Source organism: Pseudomonas sp. RIT-PI-AD (genome assembly GCF_025642785.1).
In the GTDB taxonomy this organism is placed as follows: Bacteria; Pseudomonadota; Gammaproteobacteria; order Pseudomonadales; family Pseudomonadaceae; genus Pseudomonas_T.
This window is the reverse complement of sequence record NZ_JANZKU010000020.1, coordinates 13,993-38,750: the sequence shown is the minus strand read 5'-3', so window position 1 is coordinate 38,750 and position 24,758 is coordinate 13,993. Positions and strand designations below refer to the sequence as shown.

Sequence of the window (24,758 nt, the reverse complement as noted above, 5' to 3'; positions counted from 1 at the left end):
ATGTGCGTATAATCGGCGCCTTTTGATTTCGAGGGTGGTGTGCGATGCGCGAGCGACTGCTGGCGGCGGAAAAGGTGAAGGCCATCGATTGGCGCAATGGCGCCTTGCACCTGCTCGACCAGCGCGTGTTGCCGTTCGAGGAAACCTGGCTGGCCTACGACAGCGCCGCCGGGGTGGCCGAGGCGATCCGGTCGATGGTGGTGCGCGGTGCGCCGGCCATCGGCATCAGCGCGGCCTATGGCCTGGTGCTGGGGGCGCGCGCCCGTCGGGCCGCCGGCGGTGACTGGCTGGCCGCCCTGGAGGCGGACTTCCGCGTCCTGGCGGACTCGCGGCCCACGGCGGTCAACCTGTTCTGGGCGTTGAACCGCATGCGCGAACGCCTGGATCGGCTGAAACCGGGGGAAGACCCCCTCGTGGCCTTGGAGGCCGAGGCCGTGGCGATCCACCTGAGCGATCGCGAAGCCAACCTGACCATGGCGCAACTGGGCATGGAACTGATCCGCAAGCACCAGGGCAATCCCCAGGCGCTGCTGACCCACTGCAACACCGGCGCCCTGGCGACGGGCGGCTTCGGCACCGCCCTCGGAGTGATCCGTGCGGCCTGGCTCGACGGCCTGGTGGAGCGGGTCTACGCCGACGAGACCCGGCCCTGGCTGCAAGGCGCGCGCCTGACCGCCTGGGAATTGGCCGGCGAGGGCGTGGCCGTGAGCCTCAACGCCGATGCCGCGGCCGCGCACCTGATGAAGACCGCCGGAATCACCTGGGTGATCGTCGGCGCCGACCGGATCACCGCCAACGGCGACGTGGCCAACAAGATCGGCACCTACCAACTGGCGGTCAACGCCATGCACCATGGGGTGCGCTTCATGGTGGTGGCGCCCAGCTCGACCATCGACATGGCCCTGGAAAGCGGCGACGACATCCCCATCGAGGAGCGCGACGGCCGCGAGCTGCTGGAACTGGGCGGCAGGCGCATCGCCGCCGAGGTCGAGGTGGTCAACCCGGTGTTCGACGTGACCCCGGCGGACCTGATCGATGCCATCGTCACCGAGAAGGGCGTGGTCGAACGTCCCGACGCGGCCAAGATGGCGCAACTGATGTGCCGCAAGCGCCTGCATTGATCGACGACGGAGCGTCCCGGTCCCGGGCTGGCGGTGGTTTTCCCGCCGCCGCGAGCCTCCAGACGGGCCGCTCCATGTGTTACCATCCCGCGCTTAATGCAGGACCTCGCTGACAACAAGGAACCAGGCTTCTCATGGGTGAACTGGCCAAAGAAATCCTCCCGGTCAATATCGAAGACGAGCTGAAACAGTCCTACCTCGACTACGCGATGAGCGTGATCGTCGGGCGGGCCTTGCCGGACGCGCGCGACGGCTTGAAGCCGGTGCATCGCCGGGTGCTCTACGCAATGAGCGAGCTGGGTAACGACTGGAACAAGCCCTATCTGAAATCCGCCCGCGTGGTCGGCGACGTCATCGGTAAGTACCACCCCCACGGCGACACCGCGGTGTACGACACCATCGTGCGCATGGCGCAGCCGTTCTCGCTGCGCTACATGCTGGTGAACGGCCAGGGCAACTTCGGTTCGGTCGACGGCGACAACGCCGCCGCCATGCGGTACACCGAAGTGCGCATGTTCAAGCTGACCCATGAGCTGCTGGCGGACCTGGACAAGGAAACCGTCGACTGGGTGCCGAACTACGACGGTTCCCTGCAGATCCCGGCGGTCCTGCCCACCAAGGTGCCCAACCTGCTGGTCAACGGTTCCAGCGGCATCGCGGTCGGCATGGCCACCAACATCCCGCCGCACAACCTCGGCGAAGTCATCGATGGCTGCCTGGCGCTGATCGACAACGGCGAGCTGACCGTCGACGACCTGATGCAATACATCCCCGGTCCCGACTTCCCTACCGCCGGCATCATCAATGGCCGGGCGGGCATCATCGAGGCCTACCGCACTGGCCGCGGTCGCATCTACATCCGCGCGCGGGTGGAGATCGAGGACATCGACAAGGTCGGCGGGCGCCAGCAACTGGTGGTCAGCGAGCTGCCCTATCAATTGAACAAGGCGCGGCTGATCGAGAAGATCGCCGAGCTGGTGAAAGAGAAGAAGATCGAGGGCATCACCGAGCTGCGCGACGAGTCCGACAAGGACGGCATGCGCGTGGTCATCGAGCTGCGCCGTGGCGAGGTGCCGGAGGTGATCCTCAACAACCTCTACGCCCAGACCCAGTTGCAGAGCGTGTTCGGCATCAACGTGGTGGCGCTGGTCGACGGCCAGCCGCGGATCCTCAACCTCAAGGACATGCTCGAAGCCTTCATCCGCCACCGCCGCGAAGTGGTGACCCGGCGGACCGTCTACGAGCTGCGCAAGGCCCGCGAACGCGGCCACGTGCTCGAAGGCCAGGCGGTGGCGTTGTCCAACATCGACCCGGTGATCGCGCTGATCAAGGCCTCGCCGAGCCCGTCCGAGGCCAAGGAACGCCTGATCTCCACGCCCTGGGAATCCAGCGCGGTGGAAGCCATGGTCGAGCGCGCCGGAGCCGACGTCTGCCGTCCGGAGGATCTCGATCCGCAGTACGGCCTGCGCGACGGCAAGTATTTCCTGTCGCCCGACCAGGCCCAGGCGATCCTCGACCTGCGCCTGCACCGCCTCACCGGCCTGGAGCACGAGAAGCTGCTCGCCGAGTACCAGGAAATCCTCGCCCAGATCGGCGAGTTGATCCGCATCCTGACCAACCCCGTGCGACTGATGGAAGTGATCCGCGAGGAACTGGAGAAGATCAAGGCGGAATTCGGCGACAAGCGCCGCACCGAGATCGTCGCGTCCCAGGTGGATCTGACCATCGCCGACTTGATCACCGAAGAAGACCGCGTGGTGACCATTTCCCACGGCGGCTACGCCAAGTCCCAGCCGCTGCGCACCTACCAGGCGCAGCGTCGCGGCGGCCGCGGCAAGTCGGCCACCGGGGTGAAGGACGAGGACTACATCGAGCACCTGCTGGTCGCCAACAGCCATGCCACGCTGCTGCTGTTCTCCAGCAAGGGCAAGGTCTACTGGCTGAAGACCTACGAAATCCCGGAAGCCTCGCGCACCGCGCGGGGTCGGCCGCTGGTCAACCTGCTGCCGCTGGATGAGGGCGAGCGCATCACCGCCATGCTGCAGGTCGACCTGGAAGCCCTGCAGCAGAGCTCCGGCGCCGACGAGGAGCTGGACGACGCCGAGGATGGCGTGATCGAAGGCGAAGTGCTCGAGGCGGAAGAGGCGATCGAAGTCGCCGATGTCGAGGAAGTCGACGGCGAAACCGCGGAGCTGGTGGCCGAACCCACCGGCGCCTACATCTTCATGGCCACGGCGCTGGGCACGGTCAAGAAAACCCCGCTGTCGCAGTTCAGCCGCCCGCGCTCCAGTGGCCTGATCGCCCTGAAACTGAAGGAAGGCGACACCCTGATCGCGGCCGCCATCACCGATGGCGCCAAGGAAGTGATGCTGTTCTCCAACGCCGGCAAGGTGATCCGTTTCGCCGAGAGCGTCGTGCGGGTAATGGGGCGCGGCGCGCGGGGCATCCGCGGCATGCGTCTGGGCAAGGACCAGCAACTGATTTCCATGCTGATTCCCGAGTCGGGGGCGCAGATCCTCACCGCCTCCGAGCGGGGTTTCGGCAAGCGCACGGCCCTGAGCAAGTTCCCGCGCCGCGGCCGTGGCGGCCAGGGCGTGATCGCCATGGTCACCAAGGAGCGCAACGGCAAACTGATCGGTGCTATCCAGGTGCACGAAGGCGAGGAGATCATGTTGATTTCCGACCAGGGCACCCTGGTGCGCACCCGTGTCCACGAGGTCTCCAGTTCCGGCCGTAACACCCAGGGCGTCACCCTGATCAAGCTGGCCAAGGACGAGACCCTGGTCGGCCTGGAGCGCGTCCAGGAGCCTTCGGTCGAGGAAGAGCTGGAAGAAATCGAAGCCTCGTTGGACGACGAGGTGCTGGACAAGGAATTGCCGGTGGTCAGTGCCGAGCCGAACGAGGAAGAATTGCTCGGCGGTGGCGGCGACGTTCCGCCGGACGTGGTTCCGGGCGACGTCGACGAAGAATGACGGCAGGCGCGGGCCCGCTCGCGACGCGACGGGCCCCGGTGGGTCGAGGCGAACGCAAGGCGCCTCGTCCCGCGATGCACTGCCGGCAGGTGAGGTAAAGGCGCCCGCGTGACGGGGCGCGTCGGTCAGATTGCTCGTTCACGCCCGGCGGACCGCTCGCTCCCGGTCTTCCTCGCATGACAAGCGCTTGTGCAACGAATCGAGAGAGAACAGCAGTGAGCAAACGCGCCCATAACTTCTGCGCCGGCCCCGCCGCGCTTCCCGATGCCGTCCTGCAGCGTGCCCAGGCGGAACTCCTCGACTGGCAGGGCAAGGGCTTGTCGGTGATGGAGATGAGCCATCGCAGCGACGATTACGTGGCCATCGCCGAAAAGGCCGAACAGGATCTGCGTGACCTGCTCGCCATTCCGTCCCACTACAAGGTGCTGTTCCTGCAGGGCGGCGCCAGCCAGCAGTTCGCCGAGATTCCCCTCAACCTGCTGCCGGAAGGCGGCAGCGCCGACTATGTCGATACGGGCATCTGGTCGAAGAAAAGCATCGAAGAAGCGCGCCGCTACGGCGACGTACAGGTGGTTGCCAGCGCCAAGGACAGCGATTACCTGGCGATCCCCGCCCAGCAGGAGTGGCGAACCACCCGGGATGCCGCCTATCTGCATTACGCCTCCAACGAGACCATCGGCGGGTTGCAGTTCGACTGGATTCCGCAGACCGGCGATGTGCCGCTGGTGGTGGACATGTCCTCGGACATCCTCTCGCGCCCCCTCGACGTCTCGCGCTTCGGCCTGATCTACGCCGGCGCCCAGAAGAACATCGGCCCCTCCGGCCTGGTGGTGGTGATCGTCCGCGAGGACTTGCTGGGCCGCGCCCGCAGCCATTGCCCGACGATGCTCAACTACAAGATCGCCGCCGACAACGGCTCCATGTACAACACCCCGGCGACCTTCTCCTGGTACCTCGCCGGCCTGGTCTTCGAGTGGCTCAAGGAGCAGGGTGGGGTGGCCGCGATGGAACGTCGCAACCGCGCGAAGAAAGACCTGCTCTACGGGTACATCGACGGCAGTGGCTTCTACGCCAACCCGATCGCGGTACCCGACCGTTCCTGGATGAACGTGCCGTTCCGCCTGCCGGACAAGCGCCTGGACACGCCTTTCCTCGCCGGCGCCGACGCCCGCGGCCTGCTCAACCTCAAGGGGCACCGTTCGGTCGGCGGTATGCGCGCCTCGATCTACAACGCCACCGGGCTGGATGCCGTCGAGGCCCTGGTGGCCTATATGGCCGAGTTCGAGAAGGAGCGCGGCTGATGAACGAGCAGGAACTCAAGGCACTGCGCCTGCGCATCGACAGCCTCGACGAGAAGATCCTCGACCTGATCAGCGAGCGTGCGTCCTGCGCGAAGGAAGTGGCGCGGGTGAAGATGCTCTCGCTGCCCGAGGGCGAGCAGCCGGTGTTCTACCGCCCCGAGCGCGAGGCCTGGGTGCTCAAGCACATCATGGAGCGCAACCGCGGCCCGCTGGACAACGAGGAAATGGCGCGGCTGTTCCGCGAGATCATGTCCTCCTGCCTGGCGCTGGAGCAGCCGCTGAAGGTGGCCTACCTCGGCCCGGAAGGGACCTTCTCCCAGGCCGCGACCATGAAGCACTTCGGCCACGCGGTGATCAGCCTGCCGATGGCGGCGATCGACGAAGTCTTCCGCGAAGTGGCCTCGGGTGCGGTGAATTTCGGCGTGGTGCCGGTGGAGAACTCCACCGAGGGTGCGATCAACCACACCCTCGACAGCTTCCTCGAGCACGACATGGTGATCTGCGGTGAGGTCGAGCTGCGTATCCACCATCACCTGCTGGTGGGCGAGACCACCAAGACCGACCGGATCACCCGTATCTATTCCCACGCCCAGTCCCTGGCGCAGTGCCGCAAGTGGCTGGACGCCCACTATCCCAACGTCGAGCGGGTGGCGGTTTCCAGCAACGCCGACGCGGCGAAGCGGGTGAAGAGCGAGTGGAATTCGGCGGCCATCGCCGGCGACATGGCTGGCAAGCTCTATGGCCTGACCAAGCTGTCCGAGAAAATCGAGGATCGCCCGGATAACTCCACGCGCTTCCTGATCATCGGCAGCCAGGAAGTGCCGCCCACCGGCGACGACAAGACCTCGGTGATCATTTCCATGCGCAACAAGCCGGGCGCGCTGCACGAATTGCTGGTGCCCTTCCACACCAACGGCATCGACCTGACCCGGATCGAGACCCGTCCCTCGCGCAGCGGCAAGTGGACCTACGTGTTCTTCATCGATTTCGTCGGCCACCACAAGGATCCGTTGATCAAGGACGTGCTGGAGAAAATCAACGGCGAGGCCGTAGCGCTCAAGGTGCTCGGCTCCTACCCGAAAGCGGTGCTCTAACCGCGGCGACCGGCCGCCGGCGGGCGGGCTGTCGACCGATCGGCCGCCCGGCGTCGCGGCCCGCTACTGAGGCTTCGTTCATGAGTTGCGATTTCCTCGCCCTGGCCTTGCCGGGCGTACAGAAACTTTCCCCCTACGTGCCCGGCAAGCCGGTCGACGAACTGGCCCGCGAGCTGGACCTGGACCCCGCGCACATCGTCAAGCTGGCCAGCAATGAGAACCCCCTCGGGCCGAGCCCGAAGGCGTTGGAAGCGATCCGCGCCGAACTCGATGCGCTCACTCGCTATCCCGACGGTAACGGTTTCGACCTCAAGGCCAGGCTCGCCGAACGCTGCCGGGTAACGGCCGAGCAGGTGACCCTGGGCAACGGCTCCAACGACATCCTCGATCTGGTCGCCCGCGCCTACCTGGCGCCGGGGAGCAATGCGGTATTCAGCCAGCATGCGTTCGCCGTCTATCCGATCGCCACCCAGGCCGCGGGCGCCGAGGGGCGCGCGGTCCCGGCGCGGCACTGGGGGCACGACCTCGACGCCATGCTGGCCGCCCTCGACGACGCCACCCGGGTGGTGTTCCTCGCCAACCCGAACAACCCCACGGGGACCTGGTTCGGGCCCCAGGCCCTGGCGGATTTCCTCACGCAAGTACCCGAGCGGGTGCTGGTGGTGCTCGACGAGGCCTACATCGAATACGCCGAGGGCGACGAGTTGCCCGATGGCCTGGATTACCTGGCGGCGCATCCCAACCTGCTGGTCTCGCGGACCTTCTCCAAGGCGTTCGGCCTGGCCGGGCTGCGGGTCGGCTACGCGCTGTCTTCGCCGACCATCGCCGAGGTCTTGAACCGGGTGCGGCAGCCGTTCAACGTCAACAGCCTGGCCCTGGCCGCCGCCTGCGCGGCGCTGGACGACAGCGAGTACCTGGCGCGCAGCCGGCGGATGAACGATGCCGGCATGCTCCAGTGGGAAGCCGGGCTGCGCGCGCTGGGCCTCGACTGGATTCCGTCGCGGGGCAATTTCCTCGCGGTGGACGTCGGTCGCGAGGCGGCGCCGGTCTACCAGGCCCTGCTGCGGGAAGGCGTGATCGTGCGCCCGGTGGGCGGCTATGGCATGCCGCGCCATCTGCGCATTTCCATCGGCCTGCCGGAGGAAAACGCCCGCTGCCTGGAGGCCTTGGCCAAGGTGCTGACGCGTGGGTGATGTCACGACGGTGCAACAGGCTTCGCCTACGCTGGGCCGGCTGGTGGTGATCGGCCTGGGTCTGATCGGCGGCTCCTTCGCCAAGGGGCTGCGCGAAAAAGGCCTGTTCCGCGAAGTGGTCGGGGTCGACCTCGACGCTCGTTCGTGCCAACTGGCGGTGGAACTGGGCGTGGTGGATCGCTGCGAAAGCGATCTCGCGGCCGCGTGCCGGGGCGCCGCGGTGATCCAGTTGGCGGTGCCGATCCTGGCGATGGAAAAGCTGCTGCGCGAACTGGCCGCGCTCGACCTGGGCGAAGCCGTATTGACCGATGTCGGCAGCGCCAAGGGCAACGTGGTTCGGGTGGCCCGGCAGGTTCTCCCGGCGACGCTGTCGCGTTTCGTCCCTGGGCATCCCATCGCCGGCTCCGAGCAAAGCGGGGTGGAGGCGGCCAATGGTGCCTTGTTCAAGCGGCACAAGGTGATTCTCACGCCGCTGGCGGAAACCGACGCCGAGCCGCTGGCCCTGGTCGACCGGCTGTGGCGTGCGCTGGAGGCCGATGTCGAGCACATGCAGGTCGAGCACCACGACCAGGTGCTCGCCGCCACCAGCCACCTGCCGCACCTGCTGGCCTTCGGCCTGGTCGACTCGCTGGCCAAACGCAGCGAGAATCTGGAAATCTTCCGTTATGCCGCCGGCGGCTTCCGCGACTTCACGCGGATCGCCGGTAGCGATCCGGTCATGTGGCACGACATCTTCCTCGCCAATCGCGAGGCCGTGCTGCAGACCCTGGATGCGTTTCGCGACGACCTCGACGCCTTGCGCGCGGCGGTCGATGCAGGGGACGGGCATCAGTTGCTGGGCGTGTTCACCCGCGCCCGCATGGCCCGTGAGCACTTCAGCAAAATCCTGGCCCGTCGGGCCTATGTGGACGCCATGCACACGAACGACCTGATTTACCTGGCCAATCCCGGCGGCAGCCTGTCCGGACGCATCCGCGTTCCGGGAGACAAGTCGATTTCCCACCGCTCGATCATGCTCGGCTCGCTGGCCGAGGGCACGACCGAAGTGCAGGGTTTCCTCGAAGGCGAAGATGCGCTGGCGACCTTGCAGGCGTTCCGCGACATGGGCGTGGTCATCGAGGGGCCGCACCATGGGCGGGTGACCATCCACGGCGTCGGCATCCAGGGCCTGAAGGCCCCCCCGGGACCGCTTTACCTCGGCAACTCCGGGACCTCCATGCGTCTGCTCGCCGGCTTGCTCGCCGGGCAGCCTTTCGATACCACGCTGACCGGCGACGCCTCGCTGTCCAAGCGCCCGATGAACCGCGTGGCCAAGCCGCTGCGGGAAATGGGCGCGGTGATCGAGACGGCCGCCGAAGGGCGACCGCCCCTGACCATCCGCGGCGGACAGCGGCTGACCGGCATGCACTACGAAATGCCGATGGCCAGCGCCCAGGTCAAATCCTGCCTGCTGCTGGCCGGGCTGTATGCCGCCGGCGAGACCTCCGTGGCCGAGCCGGCGCCGACCCGCGACCATACCGAGCGGATGCTGCAGGGCTTCGGTTATCCGGTGGCGGTGGATGGCAACATCGCCTGCATCGAGTCGGGGCATCGCCTGGTCGCGACCCAGATCGAAGTGCCCGCGGACATTTCCTCGGCAGCGTTCTTCCTGGTGGCGGCGAGCATCGCCGAAGGCTCCGAACTGGTGCTCGAGCACGTCGGCATCAACCCGACCCGCACTGGCGTGATCGATATCCTCAAGCTGATGGGCGCCGATATCACGCTGGAAAATCCCCGCGAAGTAGGGGGCGAGCCCGTGGCGGACATCCGCGTACGCGCCGCGCGGCTGAAGGGCATCGATATCCCCGAGGACCTGGTGCCGCTGGCCATCGACGAGTTCCCGGTGCTGTTCGTCGCCGCCGCCTGCGCCGAGGGGCGCACCGTGCTGCGTGGCGCCGAGGAACTGCGGGTCAAGGAGTCCGACCGTATCCAGGTGATGGCGGACGGGCTGCACACCTTGGGCGTCAAGGCCGAGCCGACGCCGGACGGTATCATCATCGACGGCGGCGCCTATGGCGGCGGCGAAGTCTACAGCCACGGCGACCATCGCATCGCCATGGCTTTCAGCGTCGCGGCCCTGCGTGCCGGCGCGCCAATCCGTATCCATGACTGCGCCAACGTCGCCACGTCTTTCCCCGACTTCCTCGGCCTGGCCGCCAAGGCCGGTCTACGGGTTCAAGGAGAGGCACCGTGATGAGCGTTCCGGTAATCGCCATCGATGGGCCGAGCGGTTCCGGCAAGGGCACCGTCGCCGGCCTGCTGGCCAAGCGCCTCGGCTGGCGATTGCTGGACTCCGGCGCACTCTACCGCCTGCTGGCCTTCGCGGCCGCCAATCATCGGGTGGAACTGGGCAACGAAGCGGCCCTGCAGGTTCTCGCCGCCCATCTGGACGTGCAGTTCATCACCCTCGAAGGCGGCCAGCAGCGCATCGTGCTGGAAGGCGAGGACGTCAGTGTCAGCATCCGTAACGAGCAGGTCGGCGCCGGCGCTTCGCAGGTCGCCGCCTTGCCGGCAGTACGCGAAGCCCTGTTGCAGCGCCAGCGCGCTTTTCTGGAGGCGCCGGGGCTGGTCGCCGATGGGCGCGACATGGGCACCGTGGTGTTCCCGCAAGCGCCGCTGAAGATATTCCTGACCGCCAGTGCCGAGGAGCGCGCGCGCCGTCGGTATCTTCAGTTGAAGAACAAAATAGAAGGTGTTAGTCTGGCGAGTCTACTGGATGAGATACGTGCGCGCGACGAGCGCGATACGTTTCGGGCCGTGGCGCCGTTGAAGCCGGCGAGCGACGCCATCCAGCTGGACTCCACGGAGCTGTCCATCGAGCAGGTCCTGGAGAGAATCCTCGGCGAGGCCGTCCTTCGCGGCCTGGTGGAGTGACAAGAAGTGTGCGGGAAACCAGTCCACGTCCCGCGGGCTTCTTTTTATATGAACGTACCCACATTGTCTGGAGTGTGGTTTGGGCAGATTCCCTGCCCTTGATCAACAGGAATCAACATGAGCGAAAGCTTTGCAGAACTTTTTGAAGAAAGCCTGAAATCCCTCGACATGCAGCCCGGTGCGATCATCACCGGCATCGTCGTCGACATCGATGGTGACTGGGTCACCGTCCATGCCGGCCTGAAATCCGAGGGCGTCATCCCGGTCGAGCAGTTCTACAACGAGCAGGGCGAGCTGACCATCAGCGTGGGTGACGAAGTTCACGTTGCGCTGGACGCGGTGGAAGATGGTTTCGGTGAAACCAAGCTGTCCCGCGAAAAAGCCAAGCGCGCCGAGTGCTGGATTGTTCTGGAAGCGGCTTTCGCAGCTGAAGAAGTGGTCAAGGGCGTCATCAACGGCAAGGTCAAGGGCGGCTTCACCGTCGACGTCAACGGCATCCGCGCGTTCCTGCCGGGTTCGCTGGTCGACGTTCGCCCGGTGCGCGACACCACGCACCTGGAAGGCAAAGAGCTCGAGTTCAAGGTCATCAAGCTGGACCAGAAGCGCAACAACGTTGTCGTTTCCCGTCGTAGCGTCCTCGAAGCCGAGAACAGCGCTGAGCGCGAAGCCCTGCTGGAATCCCTGCAGGAAGGCCAGCAAGTCAAAGGTATCGTCAAGAACCTCACCGACTACGGCGCGTTCGTCGACCTGGGCGGCGTGGATGGCCTGCTGCACATCACCGACATGGCCTGGAAGCGTATCAAGCATCCGTCCGAGATCGTCAATGTCGGCGACGAGATCGACGTGAAAGTCCTGAAATTCGACCGCGAGCGCAACCGCGTTTCCCTGGGTCTGAAACAGCTGGGCGAAGATCCGTGGGTCGCCATCAAGGCGCGCTACCCGGAAGGCACCCGCGTTCAGGCGCGCGTCACCAACCTCACCGACTACGGCTGCTTCGCCGAGCTGGAAGAGGGTGTGGAAGGTCTGGTGCACGTCTCCGAGATGGATTGGACCAACAAGAACATTCACCCGTCGAAAGTCGTTCAAGTCGGCGACGAAGTGGAAGTTCAGGTCCTGGATATCGACGAAGAGCGTCGCCGTATCTCCCTGGGTATCAAGCAGTGCAAATCCAACCCGTGGGAAGATTTCTCCAGCCGCTTCAATAAAGGCGACCGCATCTCCGGCACCATCAAGTCGATCACCGATTTCGGTATCTTCATCGGTCTGGAAGGCGGCATCGACGGCCTGGTTCACCTGTCCGACATTTCCTGGAACGAAGCCGGCGAAGAAGCCGTGCGCCGCTTCAAGAAAGGCGACGAGCTGGATACCGTCATCCTCTCGGTCGATCCGGAGCGCGAGCGCATCTCCCTGGGCATCAAGCAGCTGGAAGACGATCCGTTCTCCAACTACGCCTCCCTCAACGAGAAAGGCACCATCGTGCGCGGAACCGTGAAGGAAGTGGATGCCAAAGGCGCTGTGATCGATCTCGGCAACGATATCGAAGCTACGCTGAAAGCCTCCGAAATCAGCCGTGACCGTGTCGAAGACGCGCGCAACGTGCTGAAGGAAGGTGAAGAGATCGAAGCCAAGATCATCAGCATCGATCGCAAGAGCCGCGTAATCAGCCTTTCCATCAAGTCCAAAGACGTCGAAGACGAAAAAGACGCGATGAAAGAACTGCGCAGCAAGCAAGAAGTTGAAAGCACCGGTCCGACCACCATTGGTGACCTGATCCGTGCGCAGATGGAGAACCAGGGTTAATCCCTGACTTCACTGTCAAGAAAAGGGCGACTTCGGTCGCCCTTTTTGTTTTTCAGGCTTCCGTTCTGGTCGTTTAATAGGCTGTTCAAAGCGGAGTGGTCATGCTACAACACCGGTTGTGCTGATCTAGCCGCTTGAAAAAGAAGGGAAAACTGATGACCAAGTCGGAGTTGATCGAACGTATCGTCACCCACCAGGGCCAGCTTTCATCGAAAGACGTCGAGCTGGCCATCAAGACCATGCTGGAGCAAATGTCGCAGGCGCTTTCCACCGGCGATCGTATCGAAATCCGTGGATTCGGCAGCTTTTCCCTGCACTACCGGGCACCGCGAGTCGGGCGGAATCCCAAGACCGGGGAATCGGTCTGCCTGGACGGCAAGTTCGTGCCGCATTTCAAGCCAGGCAAGGAACTGCGTGACCGGGTCAACGAAGAAGACTGAAATCTCTTACGGCTGACGTTCCCCACGCCAGCGCGCTCGACCAGGCCGACTTTCGCTTTGGCCTGCTGCCTTCCTGCCTTTCCGATCGTATCAACTCCCTCGGAACACCCGAACCGGGTAGCCCACCCGTGCAGAAAGAACGCCGGATATCCGGCGAACTCGTCATCAGACCGGACGGGAATACCGCAGGCTGCGCCACAGCGCTGCGCCCAGTGTCAGGCTGACCGCTGCCCAGCCGATGGCCTGCAGGTTGCTCAGGGTTTCCTCGACCAGTTGCGGGACGATGCCCGCCCCGATCAGGGTTGCGAGCAGGGCGATTTCCCGTCGCGGCGCATTGCTTACCGGGCGGCACAGGTAGGCCAGTGCCGGCAGCAGCAGGACGGCGCTCGGGAAGCTGCGATAGCGGGCGTCGAAAACCAGGCCGAGCATCAGTACGGCACCGGCGAAGCCGGCCGCGGCGAGCCACCAGCCACCACGCCTTTCCAGCCACAGGAACAGGCGTTCGCGCCCACCCCGGCGAGCCGACAATGCCAGGGCGGTATGCGCCAGGACGATCAGGTTGAGGCCGACCAGGAACGCGGCCCAGGCCCACTCGCCGACGAAGCGACTGGTGATGCGCGCCAGCTCGCCCCACAAGCCGATGCAGCCGGCCCCCAAGGCCGCCACCAACGGCAGCAGCCAGGCTGCCCGTGAAGAGGCGGGCCGCCCCGCCAGAAGCAGGGTCGCGCCGAACAGGAGACCGGTCACGCCCAGCCAGAGGGTCCAGTGCGGCAGGTTGGAAACTGGACCGGCCAGTACGCCCTTGTCTTGGCGATCCGCATCGAACAGGCCCCAATAGCCGCCGACCGCGCCTTCGCTCTCGCGCTTCCAGGGCTGATCGAAGGCTTCGATCAGGTTGTAGCGCCAGCCATTCTCTTCGGCCATGTGCACGAAGCCACGGATGAAGCGGGCTTCGTTGACCCGGCTGGGGAGGGCGGTTTCCCGCTGGCGACCCTCGCTGGGCCAGCCCGTTTCTCCGATGAGGATGTCCTTCGGTGCGAAGCGCGTGCCGAACACTTGGCGGATATCGGCGACATGGGCCAGGGCCGCGTCGATACCCGTGGGTTCGTCTTCCCAGTAAGGCAGCAGGTGGATGGTCAGGAAGTCCACCGCCGGTGCCACTTCCGGATGCTTGAGCCAGAACTCCCAGACATCGGCGTAGGTGACTGGTTGCTTGACCTGGGCCTTGACCTGACCGATCAGCTTGGCGAGCTGGGCCCCGGTCACTTCCTTGCGCAGCAGGGTTTCGTTGCCGACGATCACCGCTTCCACCACATCCGGATAGGCATTGGCTGCCATGACCAGGGCCGTGATCTCCTTGCCGGTATCGACCGGGTTGCCGTTGACCCAGGCTCCGAGCATCAGCTTCAGGCCATGCTTGCGTGCCAGGTCGGGGATGCCTTCCAGACCAGTCATGGAATAGGTGCGTACGCAACTGAAGCGTGTCGCCAGCAGGGCGAAGTCCGCGTCCATGCGTTCGGGGCGCAAGGTGAACGGCTTGTCGAACGGCGATTGGTCCTTATCGAAGGGCGTGTAGGACGCGCACTGCAGCTTGTGCGTGGGCGTCGCGGCGTCGGGAAGGACCACCGGTTTGCCGAGGCCGTACCATAAACCGGCCAGGGCCAGCACGGCGAAGAGAAGGGCGAGGCAATAGGGGAAAACCGGGAAGCGGGCGGAAGAGGTCATGGGGCTACGCGGTCGCAGTGGCAAAGCCGCGCATTCTAGCGGATTTGTCCAGAACTGAGGCGGAAGCGGACCAAGGCGAAGCGACTTTCATCCCCGCGAGATGAATGCTTAAGAGCATTCATGCATTCGCACGACTTCCGCAGGCTTGACTAAGCTGAAACGACGTACCCGAGGGGAATCGGTCCTCGACGTGCGAGGTCCCGGTCTACGACCTTGGTCTCGAATGGGGTGGGGTTACGACTAACGTCGACTGTCGTGCGCACGGCAGCGCCTTAGAGTGAGAACCACCAGCAACCCGTGCTGTGGAGGACAACAACAATGAACGACAGCATTTACCTGCGGATCGAGCAGAATCCGCGCTTCCAAGAGTTGGTGGCCAAGCGTGAACGTTTCGCCTGGATACTTTCCGCGATCATGCTGGGCCTGTATGTGATCTTCATCCTATTGATCGCCTTCCAACCCCAGTTGCTGGGCACGCGGATCAGCGCCGAATCCAGCGTCACCTGGGGCATACCTATGGGCGTCGGGTTGATCGTCTCGGCCTTCGTCCTGACCGGCATCTACGTGCAGCGCGCCAATGGCGAGTTCGATCGCCTCAACCAAGCCATTCTGGCCGAGGTGGAAGAATGATCGCCCGTCTGCTTTCCGTCCTCGCGCTGGCCGGTTTCGCTCCCTCGCTCTGGGCCGACGCCCTGACCGGTGACGTACAGCGCCAGCCGCTGAACGTCTCCGCCATCGTCATGTTCGTCGGCTTCGTCGGCCTGACGCTGGTGATCACCTGGTGGGCCTCCAAGCGCAATACCTCCACCTCCGCGTTCTATACCGCCGGCGGCAGCATCACCGGTTTCCAGAACGGTTTGGCGATTGCCGGCGACTACATGTCGGCCGCTTCCTTCTTGGGGATTTCCGCCCTGGTGTTCGCCTCCGGTTACGATGGCCTGATCTACTCGATCGGATTCCTGGTGGGCTGGCCGATCATCCTGTTCCTGATCGCCGAGCGCCTGCGCAACCTGGGCAAGTACACCTTCGCTGACGTCGCTTCCTATCGTCTCGGCCAGACCCAGATCCGCACGCTGTCCGCCTGCGGTTCGCTGGTGGTGGTGGCGTTCTACCTGATCGCCCAGATGGTCGGTGCCGGCAAGCTCATCGAGCTGCTATTCGGTCTGAATTACCATGTCGCGGTGGTGCTGGTCGGCATCCTCATGGTGCTCTACGTGCTCTTCGGCGGCATGCTGGCGACCACCTGGGTGCAGATCATCAAGGCCGTTCTGCTGCTGTCCGGCGCGACCTTCATGGCCATCATGGTCATGAAACACGTCAACTTCGACGTGAGCACCCTGTTCAGCGAAGCCATCAAGGTCCATCCGAAGGGTGAGGCGATCATGAGCCCGGGCGGCTTGGTGAAGGACCCGATCTCGGCCTTCTCGCTGGGCCTGGCGTTGATGTTCGGCACCGCCGGTCTGCCACACATCCTGATGCGGTTCTTCACCGTCAGCGACGCCAAGGAAGCGCGCAAGTCGGTGTTCTACGCCACCGGGTTCATCGGCTATTTCTACATCCTGACCTTCATCATCGGCTTCGGCGCGATCCTGCTGGTCAGCACCAACCCGGCCTTTAAGGATGCCAGCGGCGCATTGCTGGGCGGCAACAACATGGCGGCGGTGCACCTGGCCAACGCGGTGGGTGGCAGCGTGTTCCTCGGCTTCATCTCCGCGGTGGCGTTCGCCACCATCCTCGCGGTGGTATCGGGGCTGACCCTGGCGGGCGCCTCGGCGGTATCCCACGATCTCTACGCCAGCGTGATCCGCAAGGGCCGCGTCAACGACAGGGATGAGATGCGCGTATCGAAGATCACCACGGTCGCCCTGGGTGTGCTGGCGATCGGCCTGGGCATCCTGTTCGAGAAGCAGAACATCGCGTTCATGGTCGGCTTGGCCTTCTCCATCGCTGCGAGCTGCAACTTCCCGGTGCTGCTGCTCTCGATGTACTGGAAGAAGCTGACCACCCGTGGCGCCATGATCGGTGGTTGGCTCGGGCTGATCACCGCGGTGGTCCTGATGATCCTCGGGCCGACCATCTGGGTGCAGATTCTCGGGCACGAGACAGCGATCTACCCCTACGAGTATCCCGCGCTGTTCTCGATGATCGTCGCTTTCGCCGGCATCTGGTTCTTCTCGATCACCGACAAGTCGGCTTCCGGTGCCAACGAGCGGGCCTTGTTCTTCCCGCAGTTCGTCCGTTCGCAAACCGGCCTGGGGGCGAGTGGCGCGGCGGCACATTGAACAACGCGCATGCGTAGAAAAGAGGGCAGCCTGTGGCTGCCCTTTTCATTTCCGGGCGAGGCGATCCTGCCGAGCGGTCTTTTCGGCGAGCGAACACTCATCAATGGAAACGAAGATCATCCTTCGCCTTTTCTTCAATGAATCTTTCGCCGGTGCGGGCAGTCACATGCAACAAGCATCGCATCTCATCTGCGCCGATGAGCCGAGCTGGCTGGTGCTTGGACGTTCATCCCAAAAAAACCAAAGGAGTTTCCCATGAGCCTCGGCACTATTCTGATCATCGTATTGATCCTGTTGTTGATCGGCGGCTTGCCGGTCTTCCCCCATTCCCGCAGCTGGGGCTATGGCCCATCGGGCATCATCGGTACCGTTCTGGTCATCCTGTTGATTCTGGTATTGCTCGGCAAGGTGTAGATCACGCGTTGAACGAACAGCGTGCCCGCCCTCAGGCGGGCACGCTGTTTTTGTATGGGCGGATTTCCTGCCTAACCCCTTTTTCGTATCCGCGAACAACCTGATAGCGCCACAACCTGATCAAGTTTCTGAACTTCCCGTCCGTTGTCTTTGTCAGCGCTCGAAAAGTCGTATATAAAACAGTGCGCTTTTCGAACTGATCAATTTTTAGGCGGGCCTTTCAATGTCAATCAAGAAATCGCTTTATCTGCCGCTGGCCTTGGTCCTTGCCGGCTGCGCTCACAATTCCCCGGCTGACTCGGCAAGTGCCAAGCATTGGTGGTGGCCGTTCGGTGAAACCGCGCCAAAGCAACAGGTCGTGGTACAGCCCGACCCGAAGGTCACCCAGGCCTGGCTCGACGAGTACGAACCGCGTTTGCGCGAAGCCCTCAAGGATAGCCGTCTTGAATTGGAGCGCCGCGATAACCTCCTGGTCGTCACCGCGCCGGTGGATGCTTCGTTCAACCCGGATCGCCCTTCGATGCTCCTGCCCGTCACCCTGGGTCCGTTCAGCAAGGTGGCCAAGCTCCTCGAGAAGGACCCCAAGACCGGTGTGCTCATCCTCGGCCATGCCGACAGCTCGGGTCAGGCGCAGTTGAATCGTGAACTGAGCCAGCAGCGCGCCCAGGCGGTCGCCGCGATATTCCGGCTGAGCGGCCTGCAGCGCGACCGACTGATGCTCAAGGGGTTGGGCTCGGATATGCCGCGTGCCGCCAACGACAGCAAGGAAGGGCGCTCCCTGAATCGTCGCGTGGAGATTCTCGTCACGCCGCAGGACACCCTGGTGGCCCTGCTGGCCGGCTACAACCAGCCGTCGAAAACCACGGCGGTGGTTGCCGCAGGTCAAATCAAGTGAAACGAGCTCGGATAAGCTGATTCAACCGCGGGAAACGACGCGCCTCGTTCGGTTCGCCGAGGCGGGTCGACCCGTTCATCCGATGGAGTCGCCCATGAATCAGACACTCGCCGATATGCGCCGCGACTATACGCGGGAAGGCCTCAGTGAGGCCCAGGCGCCGGACGAGCCCTTCGCTTTGTTCCGTCAGTGGTTCGACGATGCGGTTCGCACCGAGCAGCCGCCGGTCGAACCCAATGCCATGACGCTGGCGACGGTGGATGCGGATTCGCGTCCCCATTGCCGCGTGCTGTTGCTCAAAGGATTGGACGAGCGCGGTTTCACCTTTTTCAGCAATTATCAAAGCGCCAAGGGCGAGCAACTCCAGGCGCGCCCGTTCGCCGCCATGACCTTCTTCTGGCCCAGCCTCGAGCGTCAGGTGCGCATAGAGGGTCGCGTCGAGCGCGTCAGCGAGGCCGAATCCAACGCGTACTTCCAGGTTCGTCCATTGGGCAGCCGGATCGGCGCCTGGGCATCGCCGCAAAGCCGTGTCATCGCCGACCGTGCCGAACTGGAAAGTCTGCTGATGGAAACCGAGCGACGTTTCCTCAACCAGGCGCCGACCTGTCCGCCGCATTGGGGCGGCTACCGCTTGCTGCCGGAGCGCATCGAGTTCTGGCAAGGGCGAGCCAGTCGCCTGCACGATCGCCTCGACTACCGTTGCCTCGACGGGCACTGGTCCCGTCAGCGCCTCGCGCCCTGAGGCCTGACTTCCGGCATGACCCGATCAAGCCGGGTTCAGGTTCGACGAGCGTCCGGATAGTCCTGGGCGCGCTGGGCCAGCCAGGTGCCGAGATCCCGTCGCTTGATCTTCTGTATCCGCGCCTCTTCCAGACGTTCCAGCATATAGGCGCGTTTGTCTTCATTGCCTTCGGCCAGCGACAGCGCCAGGTCGCGATCCATCCAGCGCCTGATGCGCAGGTACAGCCAGCCATGGAAATACAGCCCGGCGAGGGTGGTGACGACGACGATGAAATAATCCATGGGTGGTTTTCCTGAGAAGCGCGCGATTGTGCGGTCGCGCGTAGCGAGACTGAACGAGCCTCGCTTTGTGGCTAAGCTGTATGAAGGCTGAACGGGCGCATATTTATGCTCACTGCGGTATGACAGTCCAGCGATGTGTGCGGTCTAATTGGAACAGTCTTTGTTGGAGGAAACGTTATGCGTAAACCTGGTCTGCTGATGGCCACATTCACTGCGGCGGCCCTGGCGTTGGGTGGTTGCACCTCCGACCTCACCGGCGACTCCTATAGCCGCGATGAGGCGCGTGCGGTGCAGACCGTGCGCATGGGTACCATCGAATCGCTGCGGCCGGTGAAAATCGAAGGGACCAAGACGCCCATCGGCGCCGGCGCCGGTGCGGTCATCGGTGGCGTGGGCGGCAGTGCCGTCGGCGGCGGGCGCGGCAGCATAGTGGCGGCGGTCATCGGTGCGGTTGCCGGTGGCGTGCTGGGCGCGATGTCCGAAGAGGGCTTGACCCGCACTCAAGGCGTGGAGATCACCGTGCGTGAAGACGATGGCTCGCTGCGTGCCTATGTGCAGGAAGTGGAGCCCAACCAGATCTTCCGAGTGGGCGAGCGGGTGCGGATCAATACGTTGAACGGCACCAGTCGCGTCACTCATTGAGTGTCTCTTCTTCACCAAAGCCGGCCACCAGGCCGGCTTTTTTGTGGGCGCTTGAATCTGCGCCGAGGCGCACGGGCGATAGCGCGCGTCACTGGCGCGTTTGAAGCCTGCCGCGACCGGCGCCCAGCATGGGTGTTTCCTGACCGGAACAGGACCGAGGCACGAATGCTACGGGCTCGGCGGGACCCCGGGATCTCGGGAGTGCCCTGCATTCATCCGCCAAGGTCAGTTTTCCCGGCCGCCGCCGTAGGCGGCGCACCCCTTCAGTTTCCCGCCGTTCAGGCGCAGTTCGGCGCTGAGGTGCTGGATGCTTCCGCGGTCGTCGCTGCAGCGTTGCGGGGCGATCCACAGTTCCAGGCGCTCGCCATTGGCCTCGCTGGTCAGGTTGAAGCGGCCGTCGGGCAGCTGTTCTTCCATGTAGGGCAGCGCCAGCGGAGGCTGGTCGGGGCGTTGCAACACCAGCCCCTTGGCGCCGACGTTCACCGACCACTCGGGGTCGGTGCCGTTTGCGCGCAGCAAGAGGCGTTGGAAATTCGGGTCTTCGCAGCCCGCCTTGCGGGCCTGAACCCGGTAGACCTGGGTGAGGGCGAATTGGCCATCCAGGCCTTCCGCCTTGCTGGAGCCCAGCGTGCCGCGCAGGTCGGCGAACAGTGGGGCATCGACGTTCCCCAGGGCGGCGACGTCCTGGCGGAGCTGAGTCTCGCTGCCATCCTGGACCGAGAAGCGGCGTTGTTCCTGGCAAGGCGTGAATGTCAATTGCCCCGCTTCCTGGACCAAGAGACCCTGGAGACGCACGGTATGGCCTTGGGTGGGGGCTTCGGGCGCCGTGCCGAATAACTGGCATCCACCCAGCACGGGCAGGAAGACGGCTAGCAGGGGAAGACGGGCGCGCATCGTGACTCTCCAGATGGAAAGCGGCCACCTTAGCCATCGCCGGCAGCGTGCACAAGGCGGGTGCCCCATCGTCGCCAGGAAAGCTTCGATGTCCTTCGCCGCTCAGGGCGTGGGCGTCTACAGGAGTGGCGTAAGAGGGAATGAAAAAACCGCCCCGTAGGGCGGTTCCGGGGTCTATCAACCGCCCAGGTAGGCGTCGCGCACCCGTGGGTCGCTATGCAGCTCTTCGCCGGAGCCCTGCATGACGATCCGGCCGTTTTCCAGCACGTAGCCCCGATCCGCCAGCTTGAGCGCCTGGTTGGCGTTCTGCTCGACGAGGAACACCGTCACGCCATCGCGGCGCAGTTGCTCGATGATGTCGAAGATCTGCTGGATGATGATCGGCGCCAGGCCCAGGGAAGGTTCGTCGAGCAACAGCAGCTTGGGCTTGCTCATCAGCGCACGGCCGATGGCGAGCATCTGCTGCTCGCCCCCGGACATGGTGCCGGCACGCTGCTCGAAGCGTTCTTTCAGGCGCGGAAACAGGTGCAGCACCTTGTCCATCTGCTCCTGATAGTCGCCCTTGGGCGTGAAGAAGCCCCCCATCGCGAGGTTTTCCTCCACCGTCAGGCGGGCGAACACGCGACGGCCTTCCGGCACGACCGCGATGCTCTTGCGCATGATCTGCGAGGGCTCAAGGCCGATCAGTTCCTCGCCTTCGTAGCGGATGCTGCCGCTGGCCGCGCGAGGCGAACCGCACAGGGTCATCATCAGGGTCGACTTGCCGGCACCGTTGGCGCCGATCAACGTGACGATTTCACCTTTCTTCACTTCCACGCTGACGCCATGCAGGGCCTGGATCTTGCCGTAGAAGGTCGATACGTCTTCGAAATAGAGCATCAGGCTTCCCCCAGGTAGGCTTTGATCACATCCGGATGGGTGCGGACCTGCTCGGGCGTACCGTCGGCCAGGGGAGTTCCCTGGTTGATCACGTAGATATGGTCGGAAATGCTCATCACCAGCTTCATGTCGTGCTCGATCAGCAGCACGGTGACGTTGTACTGGTTGCGCAGCAGCGCGATGAGCGCCTTCAGGTCTTCGGTCTCGCGCGGGTTGAGGCCGGCGGCCGGCTCGTCGAGCATGAGGATGCGGGGGCGCGTCATCATGCAGCGGGCGATTTCCAGGCGGCGTTGCTGGCCGTAGGCGAGGGTGCCCGCCGGACGGTTGGCGACTTCGGTCAGGTTGACCTGCTCCAGCCAGTGCGCGGCATGCTCCATGGCCTCGCGTTCGCTCTTGCGGAAGCTCGGCGTCTTGAACAGGCCGGCGAGGAAGTTGGTGTTGAGGTGCCGGTGTTGCGCCACCAGCAGGTTCTCCACCGCGGTCATGTCCTTGAACAGGCGCACGTTCTGGAAGGTGCGCACCACGCCCTGGCGGGCGATCAGGTGTCCGGGCAGCCCCTGGATCGCCTGGCCGTCCAGCAGAATGCTGCCGGACGTCGGGCGATAGAAGCCGGTGAGGCAGTTGAACACGGTGGTCTTGCCCGCCCCGTTGGGGCCGATCATCGACACCACCTGCTTTTCCTGTACCGACAAGGTGACGCCGTTGACCGCGAGCAATCCGCCGAAACGCATGCTCAGGCCGCTCACTTCTAGGATCGGGCGGCTCATGGCTTCAACTCCAGGTGGGGGCGCTGCATGGGCAGCAAGCCCTGTGGACGCCAAATCATCATCAGCACCATCAGCGCGCCGAACATCAGCATGCGGTACTCGTTGAATTCGCGGGCCAATTCCGGCAGCAGGATCATGACCACGGCCGCGAGGATGATCCCCAACTGCGAGCCCATGCCGCCCAGCACGACGATGGCGAGGATGATCGCCGATTCGATGAAGGTGAACGACTCGGGCGTGACCAGGCCCTGGCGCGCGGCGAAGAAGCTGCCGGCGAACCCGGCGAAGCAAGCGCCCAGGGTGAAGGCGGAAAGCTTGATCACCGTCGGGTTCATGCCCAGCGCGCGACAGGCGATCTCATCCTCGCGCAAGGCCTCCCAGGCGCGGCCGATCGGCATGCGCAGCAGTCGATTGATCACGAACAGGGTCAGCAGCACCAGCAACAGGGCGATCAGGTAGAGGAACACCACCTTGTTTACCGAGTTGTAGGCGATGCCGAAGTACTCGTGGAACGTCTGCATCCCCTCGGCCGCCTTGCGTTCGAAGGACAGGCCGAACAGGCTGGGTTTCTCGATGTTGCTGATCCCGTTGGGGCCGCCGGTCAGGCTGGTCAGGTTGCGCAGCAGGATGCGGATGATCTCGCCGAACCCCAGGGTGACGATCGCCAGGTAGTCCCCGCGCAGGCGCAGCACCGGGAAGCCGAGGATGAAACCGAAGAGCGCGGCCATCAGGCCGGCGATCGGCAGGCAGACCCAGAAACCCAGCCCGTAATAGTGGGAGAGCAGGGCGTAGCTGTAGGCGCCGACGGCGTAGAAGCCGACGTAGCCCAGGTCCAGCAGGCCCGCCAGGCCGACCACGATGTTCAGGCCGAGGCCAAGCATCACGTAGATCAGGATCAGGGTGGCGATGTCCACCGCGCCGCGCGAGCCGAAGAACGGCCAGACGAGCGCCACGACGATCAGGCCGAGGATGATCCAGCGTTGGGTCGAAGGCAGGGTCAGGAAGCTGCCCGCGCCGGCCGGCACGCTCGGCAGGCTCGGGCTGGCTGCCCAGCCGGCGGCCAGGTGGTGGCGGAACAGTTGCCAGACGAACATGACCAGCGCGCAGGCCAGGATGGTCCACACTCGGGTCGCGCTGGCGCCCTGGACCTCCAGGTTGATGCCGACGATGGTCAGTTTCAGGCCCATCACCGGATAGGCGACGGCCAGTACCAGCAATGCGCTGAAGAACGCGGTCTTGAGACGGCGGGAGATTGGCATGTTCATACTTTCTCCACCTCCGGGCGGCCCAGGATGCCGGTCGGCCGGAACAGCAGCACCAGCACCAGGAGGCTGAACGCCACCACGTCCTTGTATTGGTCACCGAAGACATCCGCGCCGAAGGCTTCGGCGATGCCCAGCACCAGCCCGCCGAGCATGGCCCCCGGAATGCTGCCGATACCGCCCAGTACCGCGGCGGTGAAGGCCTTGATCCCCGCGAGGAAGCCCAGGTGCGGGTTGATCACGCCGTATTGCATGCCCAGCAGTACCGCGGCCACCGCCGCCAGGGTGGCGCCGATGACGAAGGTCAGGGCGATGATGTTGTCGGTGTTGATGCCCAGCAGGTTGGCCATCCTGATGTCTTCCGCGCACGCGCGGCAGGCACGGCCGAGGCGGGAGCGGGAGATGAACAGGGAAAGGCCACACATGACCAGGAAGGTGACGACGAAGATCACCACCTGCATGTAGGAGATGGTCACGCCGTTCATGATGTTCTCGCCGAACACGAAGTTGCCGGGGATCAGGTTGGGGATCGACTTGTCCTTGGAGTCCTGGGAGAGCAGGACCTCGTTCTGCAGGAAGATCGACATGCCGATCGCCGAAATCAGCGGGATCAGCCGGTTACTGCCGCGAAGCGGGCGATAGGCCACCCGTTCGATGCTGTAGCCGTAGGCGCTGGCGACGATGATGCTGGCGGCGAAGGCGGCGATCATCAGGATGGGCAGGCTGTGGATACCGAACATGGCGAGTCCGGCGATCACGATGAAGGCTACGTACGAGCCGATCATGTAAACCTCGCCGTGGGCGAAGTTGATCATGCCGATGATGCCGTAGACCATGGTGTAGCCGATGGCGATCAGGGCATAGGTACTGCCAACGGTCAGGCCGTTGATCAGCTGTTGCAGGTAGTGATAGAGCTCAGGCATCACCTAACTCCTCGGGATCGCGTAAAGCGGCGCTTGTGGCGCAGCGGATACCCGGAAAACTATGGAGGCGTACGCGCGGCGAGAAGTCCAGCCGGATGGCGTCGTGTCCTACGACGCACAGCAATATTCCCTTCATCCCTGCAAGGGGCTCGAACGCTGCGGCGGGTGCCGCCCGGGTAAGGGCATGCGCCGTTCGCGTTCAAGTCTGAGTCATCGAG

At 64.3% G+C, this 24,758-nt stretch carries 23 protein-coding genes; 16 read left to right on the top strand and 7 right to left on the bottom strand.

The features are described from left to right. Nucleotides 1-44: 44 nt before the first annotated feature. The 9 genes from mtnA (at nt 45) to ihfB (ending at nt 12,834) form a co-directional block, all read left to right on the top strand. Nucleotides 45-1,121, top strand: coding sequence for an S-methyl-5-thioribose-1-phosphate isomerase (mtnA, locus tag OGL92_RS16605; RefSeq protein WP_263145541.1), 1,077 nt, complete (start codon nt 45-47; stop codon nt 1,119-1,121). Nucleotides 1,122-1,255: 134 nt separating this feature from the next. After that, entirely contained in the window at nt 1,256-4,093 is a 2,838-nt protein-coding gene (gene gyrA, locus OGL92_RS16600; RefSeq protein WP_263145538.1) for a DNA gyrase subunit A, read from the top strand. Nucleotides 4,094-4,308: 215 nt separating this feature from the next. Further along, complete coding sequence (serC, locus tag OGL92_RS16595; protein WP_263145537.1) at nt 4,309-5,394, top strand: 3-phosphoserine/phosphohydroxythreonine transaminase; 1,086 nt, start codon at nt 4,309-4,311, stop codon at nt 5,392-5,394. Then, nucleotides 5,391-6,488 carry a prephenate dehydratase gene (pheA, locus tag OGL92_RS16590; RefSeq protein WP_263145664.1) on the top strand — a complete coding sequence of 366 codons (1,098 nt, stop codon included), beginning with the start codon at nt 5,391-5,393 and terminating at the stop codon, nt 6,486-6,488. The genes serC and pheA overlap by 4 nt, the downstream gene beginning before the upstream one ends. A gap of 80 nt (nt 6,489-6,568) precedes the next feature. Further along, nucleotides 6,569-7,681 carry a histidinol-phosphate transaminase gene (hisC, locus tag OGL92_RS16585; RefSeq protein ID WP_263145533.1) on the top strand — a complete coding sequence of 371 codons (1,113 nt, stop codon included), beginning with the start codon at nt 6,569-6,571 and terminating at the stop codon, nt 7,679-7,681. Then, nucleotides 7,674-9,914, top strand: a complete 2,241-nt coding sequence (locus OGL92_RS16580; protein ID WP_263145530.1) for a bifunctional prephenate dehydrogenase/3-phosphoshikimate 1-carboxyvinyltransferase — start codon at nt 7,674-7,676, stop codon at nt 9,912-9,914. Before hisC ends, OGL92_RS16580 begins: the two co-directional genes overlap by 8 nt. Then, entirely contained in the window at nt 9,914-10,594 is a 681-nt protein-coding gene (cmk, locus tag OGL92_RS16575) for a (d)CMP kinase (protein ID WP_263145528.1), read from the top strand. The genes OGL92_RS16580 and cmk overlap by 1 nt, the downstream gene beginning before the upstream one ends. Before the next feature lie 117 nt (nt 10,595-10,711). Beyond that, nucleotides 10,712-12,394, top strand: a complete 1,683-nt coding sequence (rpsA, locus tag OGL92_RS16570; RefSeq protein WP_263145526.1) for a 30S ribosomal protein S1 — start codon at nt 10,712-10,714, stop codon at nt 12,392-12,394. Nucleotides 12,395-12,549: 155 nt separating this feature from the next. Then, nucleotides 12,550-12,834 (top strand): integration host factor subunit beta, encoded by a 285-nt coding sequence (ihfB, locus tag OGL92_RS16565; protein ID WP_263145523.1) that lies wholly within the window; start codon nt 12,550-12,552, stop codon nt 12,832-12,834. Nucleotides 12,835-12,999: 165 nt separating this feature from the next. On the opposite strand, the gene OGL92_RS16560 is transcribed toward ihfB, so the two are convergent. Next, complete coding sequence (locus tag OGL92_RS16560) at nt 13,000-14,559, bottom strand: beta (1-6) glucans synthase (RefSeq protein ID WP_263145521.1); 1,560 nt, start codon at nt 14,557-14,559, stop codon at nt 13,000-13,002. A gap of 318 nt (nt 14,560-14,877) precedes the next feature. Here OGL92_RS16560 and OGL92_RS16555 point away from each other — a divergent pair, with 318 nt between their 5' ends. The 6 genes from OGL92_RS16555 to pdxH all read left to right on the top strand — a co-directional run bounded on the left by OGL92_RS16555 (nt 14,878) and on the right by pdxH (nt 18,892). Next, nucleotides 14,878-15,189 (top strand): DUF485 domain-containing protein, encoded by a 312-nt coding sequence (locus OGL92_RS16555; RefSeq protein ID WP_263145519.1) that lies wholly within the window; start codon nt 14,878-14,880, stop codon nt 15,187-15,189. Further along, nucleotides 15,186-16,841 carry a cation acetate symporter gene (locus OGL92_RS16550; protein WP_263145518.1) on the top strand — a complete coding sequence of 552 codons (1,656 nt, stop codon included), beginning with the start codon at nt 15,186-15,188 and terminating at the stop codon, nt 16,839-16,841. The genes OGL92_RS16555 and OGL92_RS16550 overlap by 4 nt, the downstream gene beginning before the upstream one ends. A 9-nt stretch (nt 16,842-16,850) precedes the next feature. After that, nucleotides 16,851-16,982 (top strand): hypothetical protein, encoded by a 132-nt coding sequence (locus tag OGL92_RS16545; RefSeq protein ID WP_263145516.1) that lies wholly within the window; start codon nt 16,851-16,853, stop codon nt 16,980-16,982. Nucleotides 16,983-17,096: 114 nt separating this feature from the next. Beyond that, nucleotides 17,097-17,255: a DUF3309 family protein gene (locus OGL92_RS16540; RefSeq protein WP_143487210.1), complete on the top strand. Its 159-nt coding sequence runs from the start codon at nt 17,097-17,099 to the stop codon at nt 17,253-17,255. Nucleotides 17,256-17,478: 223 nt separating this feature from the next. Then, the gene (locus OGL92_RS16535) at nt 17,479-18,150 is read left to right on the top strand and encodes an OmpA family protein (RefSeq protein ID WP_263145511.1); all 672 of its coding nucleotides are present in this window, start codon (nt 17,479-17,481) and stop codon (nt 18,148-18,150) included. 94 nt (nt 18,151-18,244) lie between these two features. Next, complete coding sequence (gene pdxH / locus OGL92_RS16530) at nt 18,245-18,892, top strand: pyridoxamine 5'-phosphate oxidase (RefSeq protein ID WP_263145509.1); 648 nt, start codon at nt 18,245-18,247, stop codon at nt 18,890-18,892. Between the two features lie 35 nt (nt 18,893-18,927). On the opposite strand, the gene OGL92_RS16525 is transcribed toward pdxH, so the two are convergent. Beyond that, nucleotides 18,928-19,173, bottom strand: a complete 246-nt coding sequence (locus OGL92_RS16525; protein WP_263145507.1) for a hypothetical protein — start codon at nt 19,171-19,173, stop codon at nt 18,928-18,930. 177 nt (nt 19,174-19,350) lie between these two features. On the opposite strand from OGL92_RS16525, the gene OGL92_RS16520 reads away from it, so the two are divergent. Then, entirely contained in the window at nt 19,351-19,815 is a 465-nt protein-coding gene (locus OGL92_RS16520) for a glycine zipper 2TM domain-containing protein (RefSeq protein WP_263145504.1), read from the top strand. A 225-nt stretch (nt 19,816-20,040) separates the two neighbouring features. Here OGL92_RS16520 and OGL92_RS16515 read toward each other — a convergent pair whose 3' ends face one another. The 5 genes from OGL92_RS16515 to livH all read right to left on the bottom strand — a co-directional run bounded on the left by OGL92_RS16515 (nt 20,041) and on the right by livH (nt 24,540). After that, nucleotides 20,041-20,709, bottom strand: a complete 669-nt coding sequence (locus OGL92_RS16515; RefSeq protein ID WP_263145503.1) for a hypothetical protein — start codon at nt 20,707-20,709, stop codon at nt 20,041-20,043. Nucleotides 20,710-20,886: 177 nt separating this feature from the next. Then, nucleotides 20,887-21,588 carry an ABC transporter ATP-binding protein gene (locus OGL92_RS16510; RefSeq protein WP_263145500.1) on the bottom strand — a complete coding sequence of 234 codons (702 nt, stop codon included), beginning with the start codon at nt 21,586-21,588 and terminating at the stop codon, nt 20,887-20,889. Then, nucleotides 21,588-22,355: a high-affinity branched-chain amino acid ABC transporter ATP-binding protein LivG gene (gene livG, locus OGL92_RS16505; RefSeq protein WP_263145497.1), complete on the bottom strand. Its 768-nt coding sequence runs from the start codon at nt 22,353-22,355 to the stop codon at nt 21,588-21,590. The genes OGL92_RS16510 and livG overlap by 1 nt, the downstream gene beginning before the upstream one ends. Continuing rightward, nucleotides 22,352-23,608, bottom strand: coding sequence for a high-affinity branched-chain amino acid ABC transporter permease LivM (locus OGL92_RS16500; RefSeq protein ID WP_263145662.1), 1,257 nt, complete (start codon nt 23,606-23,608; stop codon nt 22,352-22,354). Before OGL92_RS16500 ends, livG begins: the two co-directional genes overlap by 4 nt. A gap of 8 nt (nt 23,609-23,616) precedes the next feature. Further along, nucleotides 23,617-24,540 carry a high-affinity branched-chain amino acid ABC transporter permease LivH gene (gene livH, locus OGL92_RS16495; RefSeq protein ID WP_263145494.1) on the bottom strand — a complete coding sequence of 308 codons (924 nt, stop codon included), beginning with the start codon at nt 24,538-24,540 and terminating at the stop codon, nt 23,617-23,619. Nucleotides 24,541-24,758: the final 218 nt, after the last annotated feature.

Bases quoted from the DNA above. Each gene is read 5' to 3' on its own strand.
- mtnA (WP_263145541.1), top strand. From the start codon at position 45: ATGCGCGAGCGACTGCTGGCGGCGGAAAAGGTGAAGGCCATCGATTGG.
- gyrA (WP_263145538.1), top strand. From the start codon at position 1,256: ATGGGTGAACTGGCCAAAGAAATCCTCCCGGTCAATATCGAAGACGAG.
- hisC (WP_263145533.1), top strand. From the start codon at position 6,569: ATGAGTTGCGATTTCCTCGCCCTGGCCTTGCCGGGCGTACAGAAACTT.
- cmk (WP_263145528.1), top strand. From the start codon at position 9,914: ATGAGCGTTCCGGTAATCGCCATCGATGGGCCGAGCGGTTCCGGCAAG.
- rpsA (WP_263145526.1), top strand. From the start codon at position 10,712: ATGAGCGAAAGCTTTGCAGAACTTTTTGAAGAAAGCCTGAAATCCCTC.
- ihfB (WP_263145523.1), top strand. From the start codon at position 12,550: ATGACCAAGTCGGAGTTGATCGAACGTATCGTCACCCACCAGGGCCAG.
- OGL92_RS16560 (WP_263145521.1), bottom strand. From the start codon at position 14,559: ATGACCTCTTCCGCCCGCTTCCCGGTTTTCCCCTATTGCCTCGCCCTT.
- OGL92_RS16555 (WP_263145519.1), top strand. From the start codon at position 14,878: ATGAACGACAGCATTTACCTGCGGATCGAGCAGAATCCGCGCTTCCAA.
- OGL92_RS16550 (WP_263145518.1), top strand. From the start codon at position 15,186: ATGATCGCCCGTCTGCTTTCCGTCCTCGCGCTGGCCGGTTTCGCTCCC.
- OGL92_RS16545 (WP_263145516.1), top strand. From the start codon at position 16,851: ATGCGTAGAAAAGAGGGCAGCCTGTGGCTGCCCTTTTCATTTCCGGGC.
- OGL92_RS16540 (WP_143487210.1), top strand. From the start codon at position 17,097: ATGAGCCTCGGCACTATTCTGATCATCGTATTGATCCTGTTGTTGATC.
- OGL92_RS16535 (WP_263145511.1), top strand. From the start codon at position 17,479: ATGTCAATCAAGAAATCGCTTTATCTGCCGCTGGCCTTGGTCCTTGCC.
- pdxH (WP_263145509.1), top strand. From the start codon at position 18,245: ATGAATCAGACACTCGCCGATATGCGCCGCGACTATACGCGGGAAGGC.
- OGL92_RS16525 (WP_263145507.1), bottom strand. From the start codon at position 19,173: ATGGATTATTTCATCGTCGTCGTCACCACCCTCGCCGGGCTGTATTTC.
- OGL92_RS16520 (WP_263145504.1), top strand. From the start codon at position 19,351: ATGCGTAAACCTGGTCTGCTGATGGCCACATTCACTGCGGCGGCCCTG.
- OGL92_RS16515 (WP_263145503.1), bottom strand. From the start codon at position 20,709: ATGCGCGCCCGTCTTCCCCTGCTAGCCGTCTTCCTGCCCGTGCTGGGT.
- OGL92_RS16510 (WP_263145500.1), bottom strand. From the start codon at position 21,588: ATGCTCTATTTCGAAGACGTATCGACCTTCTACGGCAAGATCCAGGCC.
- livG (WP_263145497.1), bottom strand. From the start codon at position 22,355: ATGAGCCGCCCGATCCTAGAAGTGAGCGGCCTGAGCATGCGTTTCGGC.
- livH (WP_263145494.1), bottom strand. From the start codon at position 24,540: ATGCCTGAGCTCTATCACTACCTGCAACAGCTGATCAACGGCCTGACC.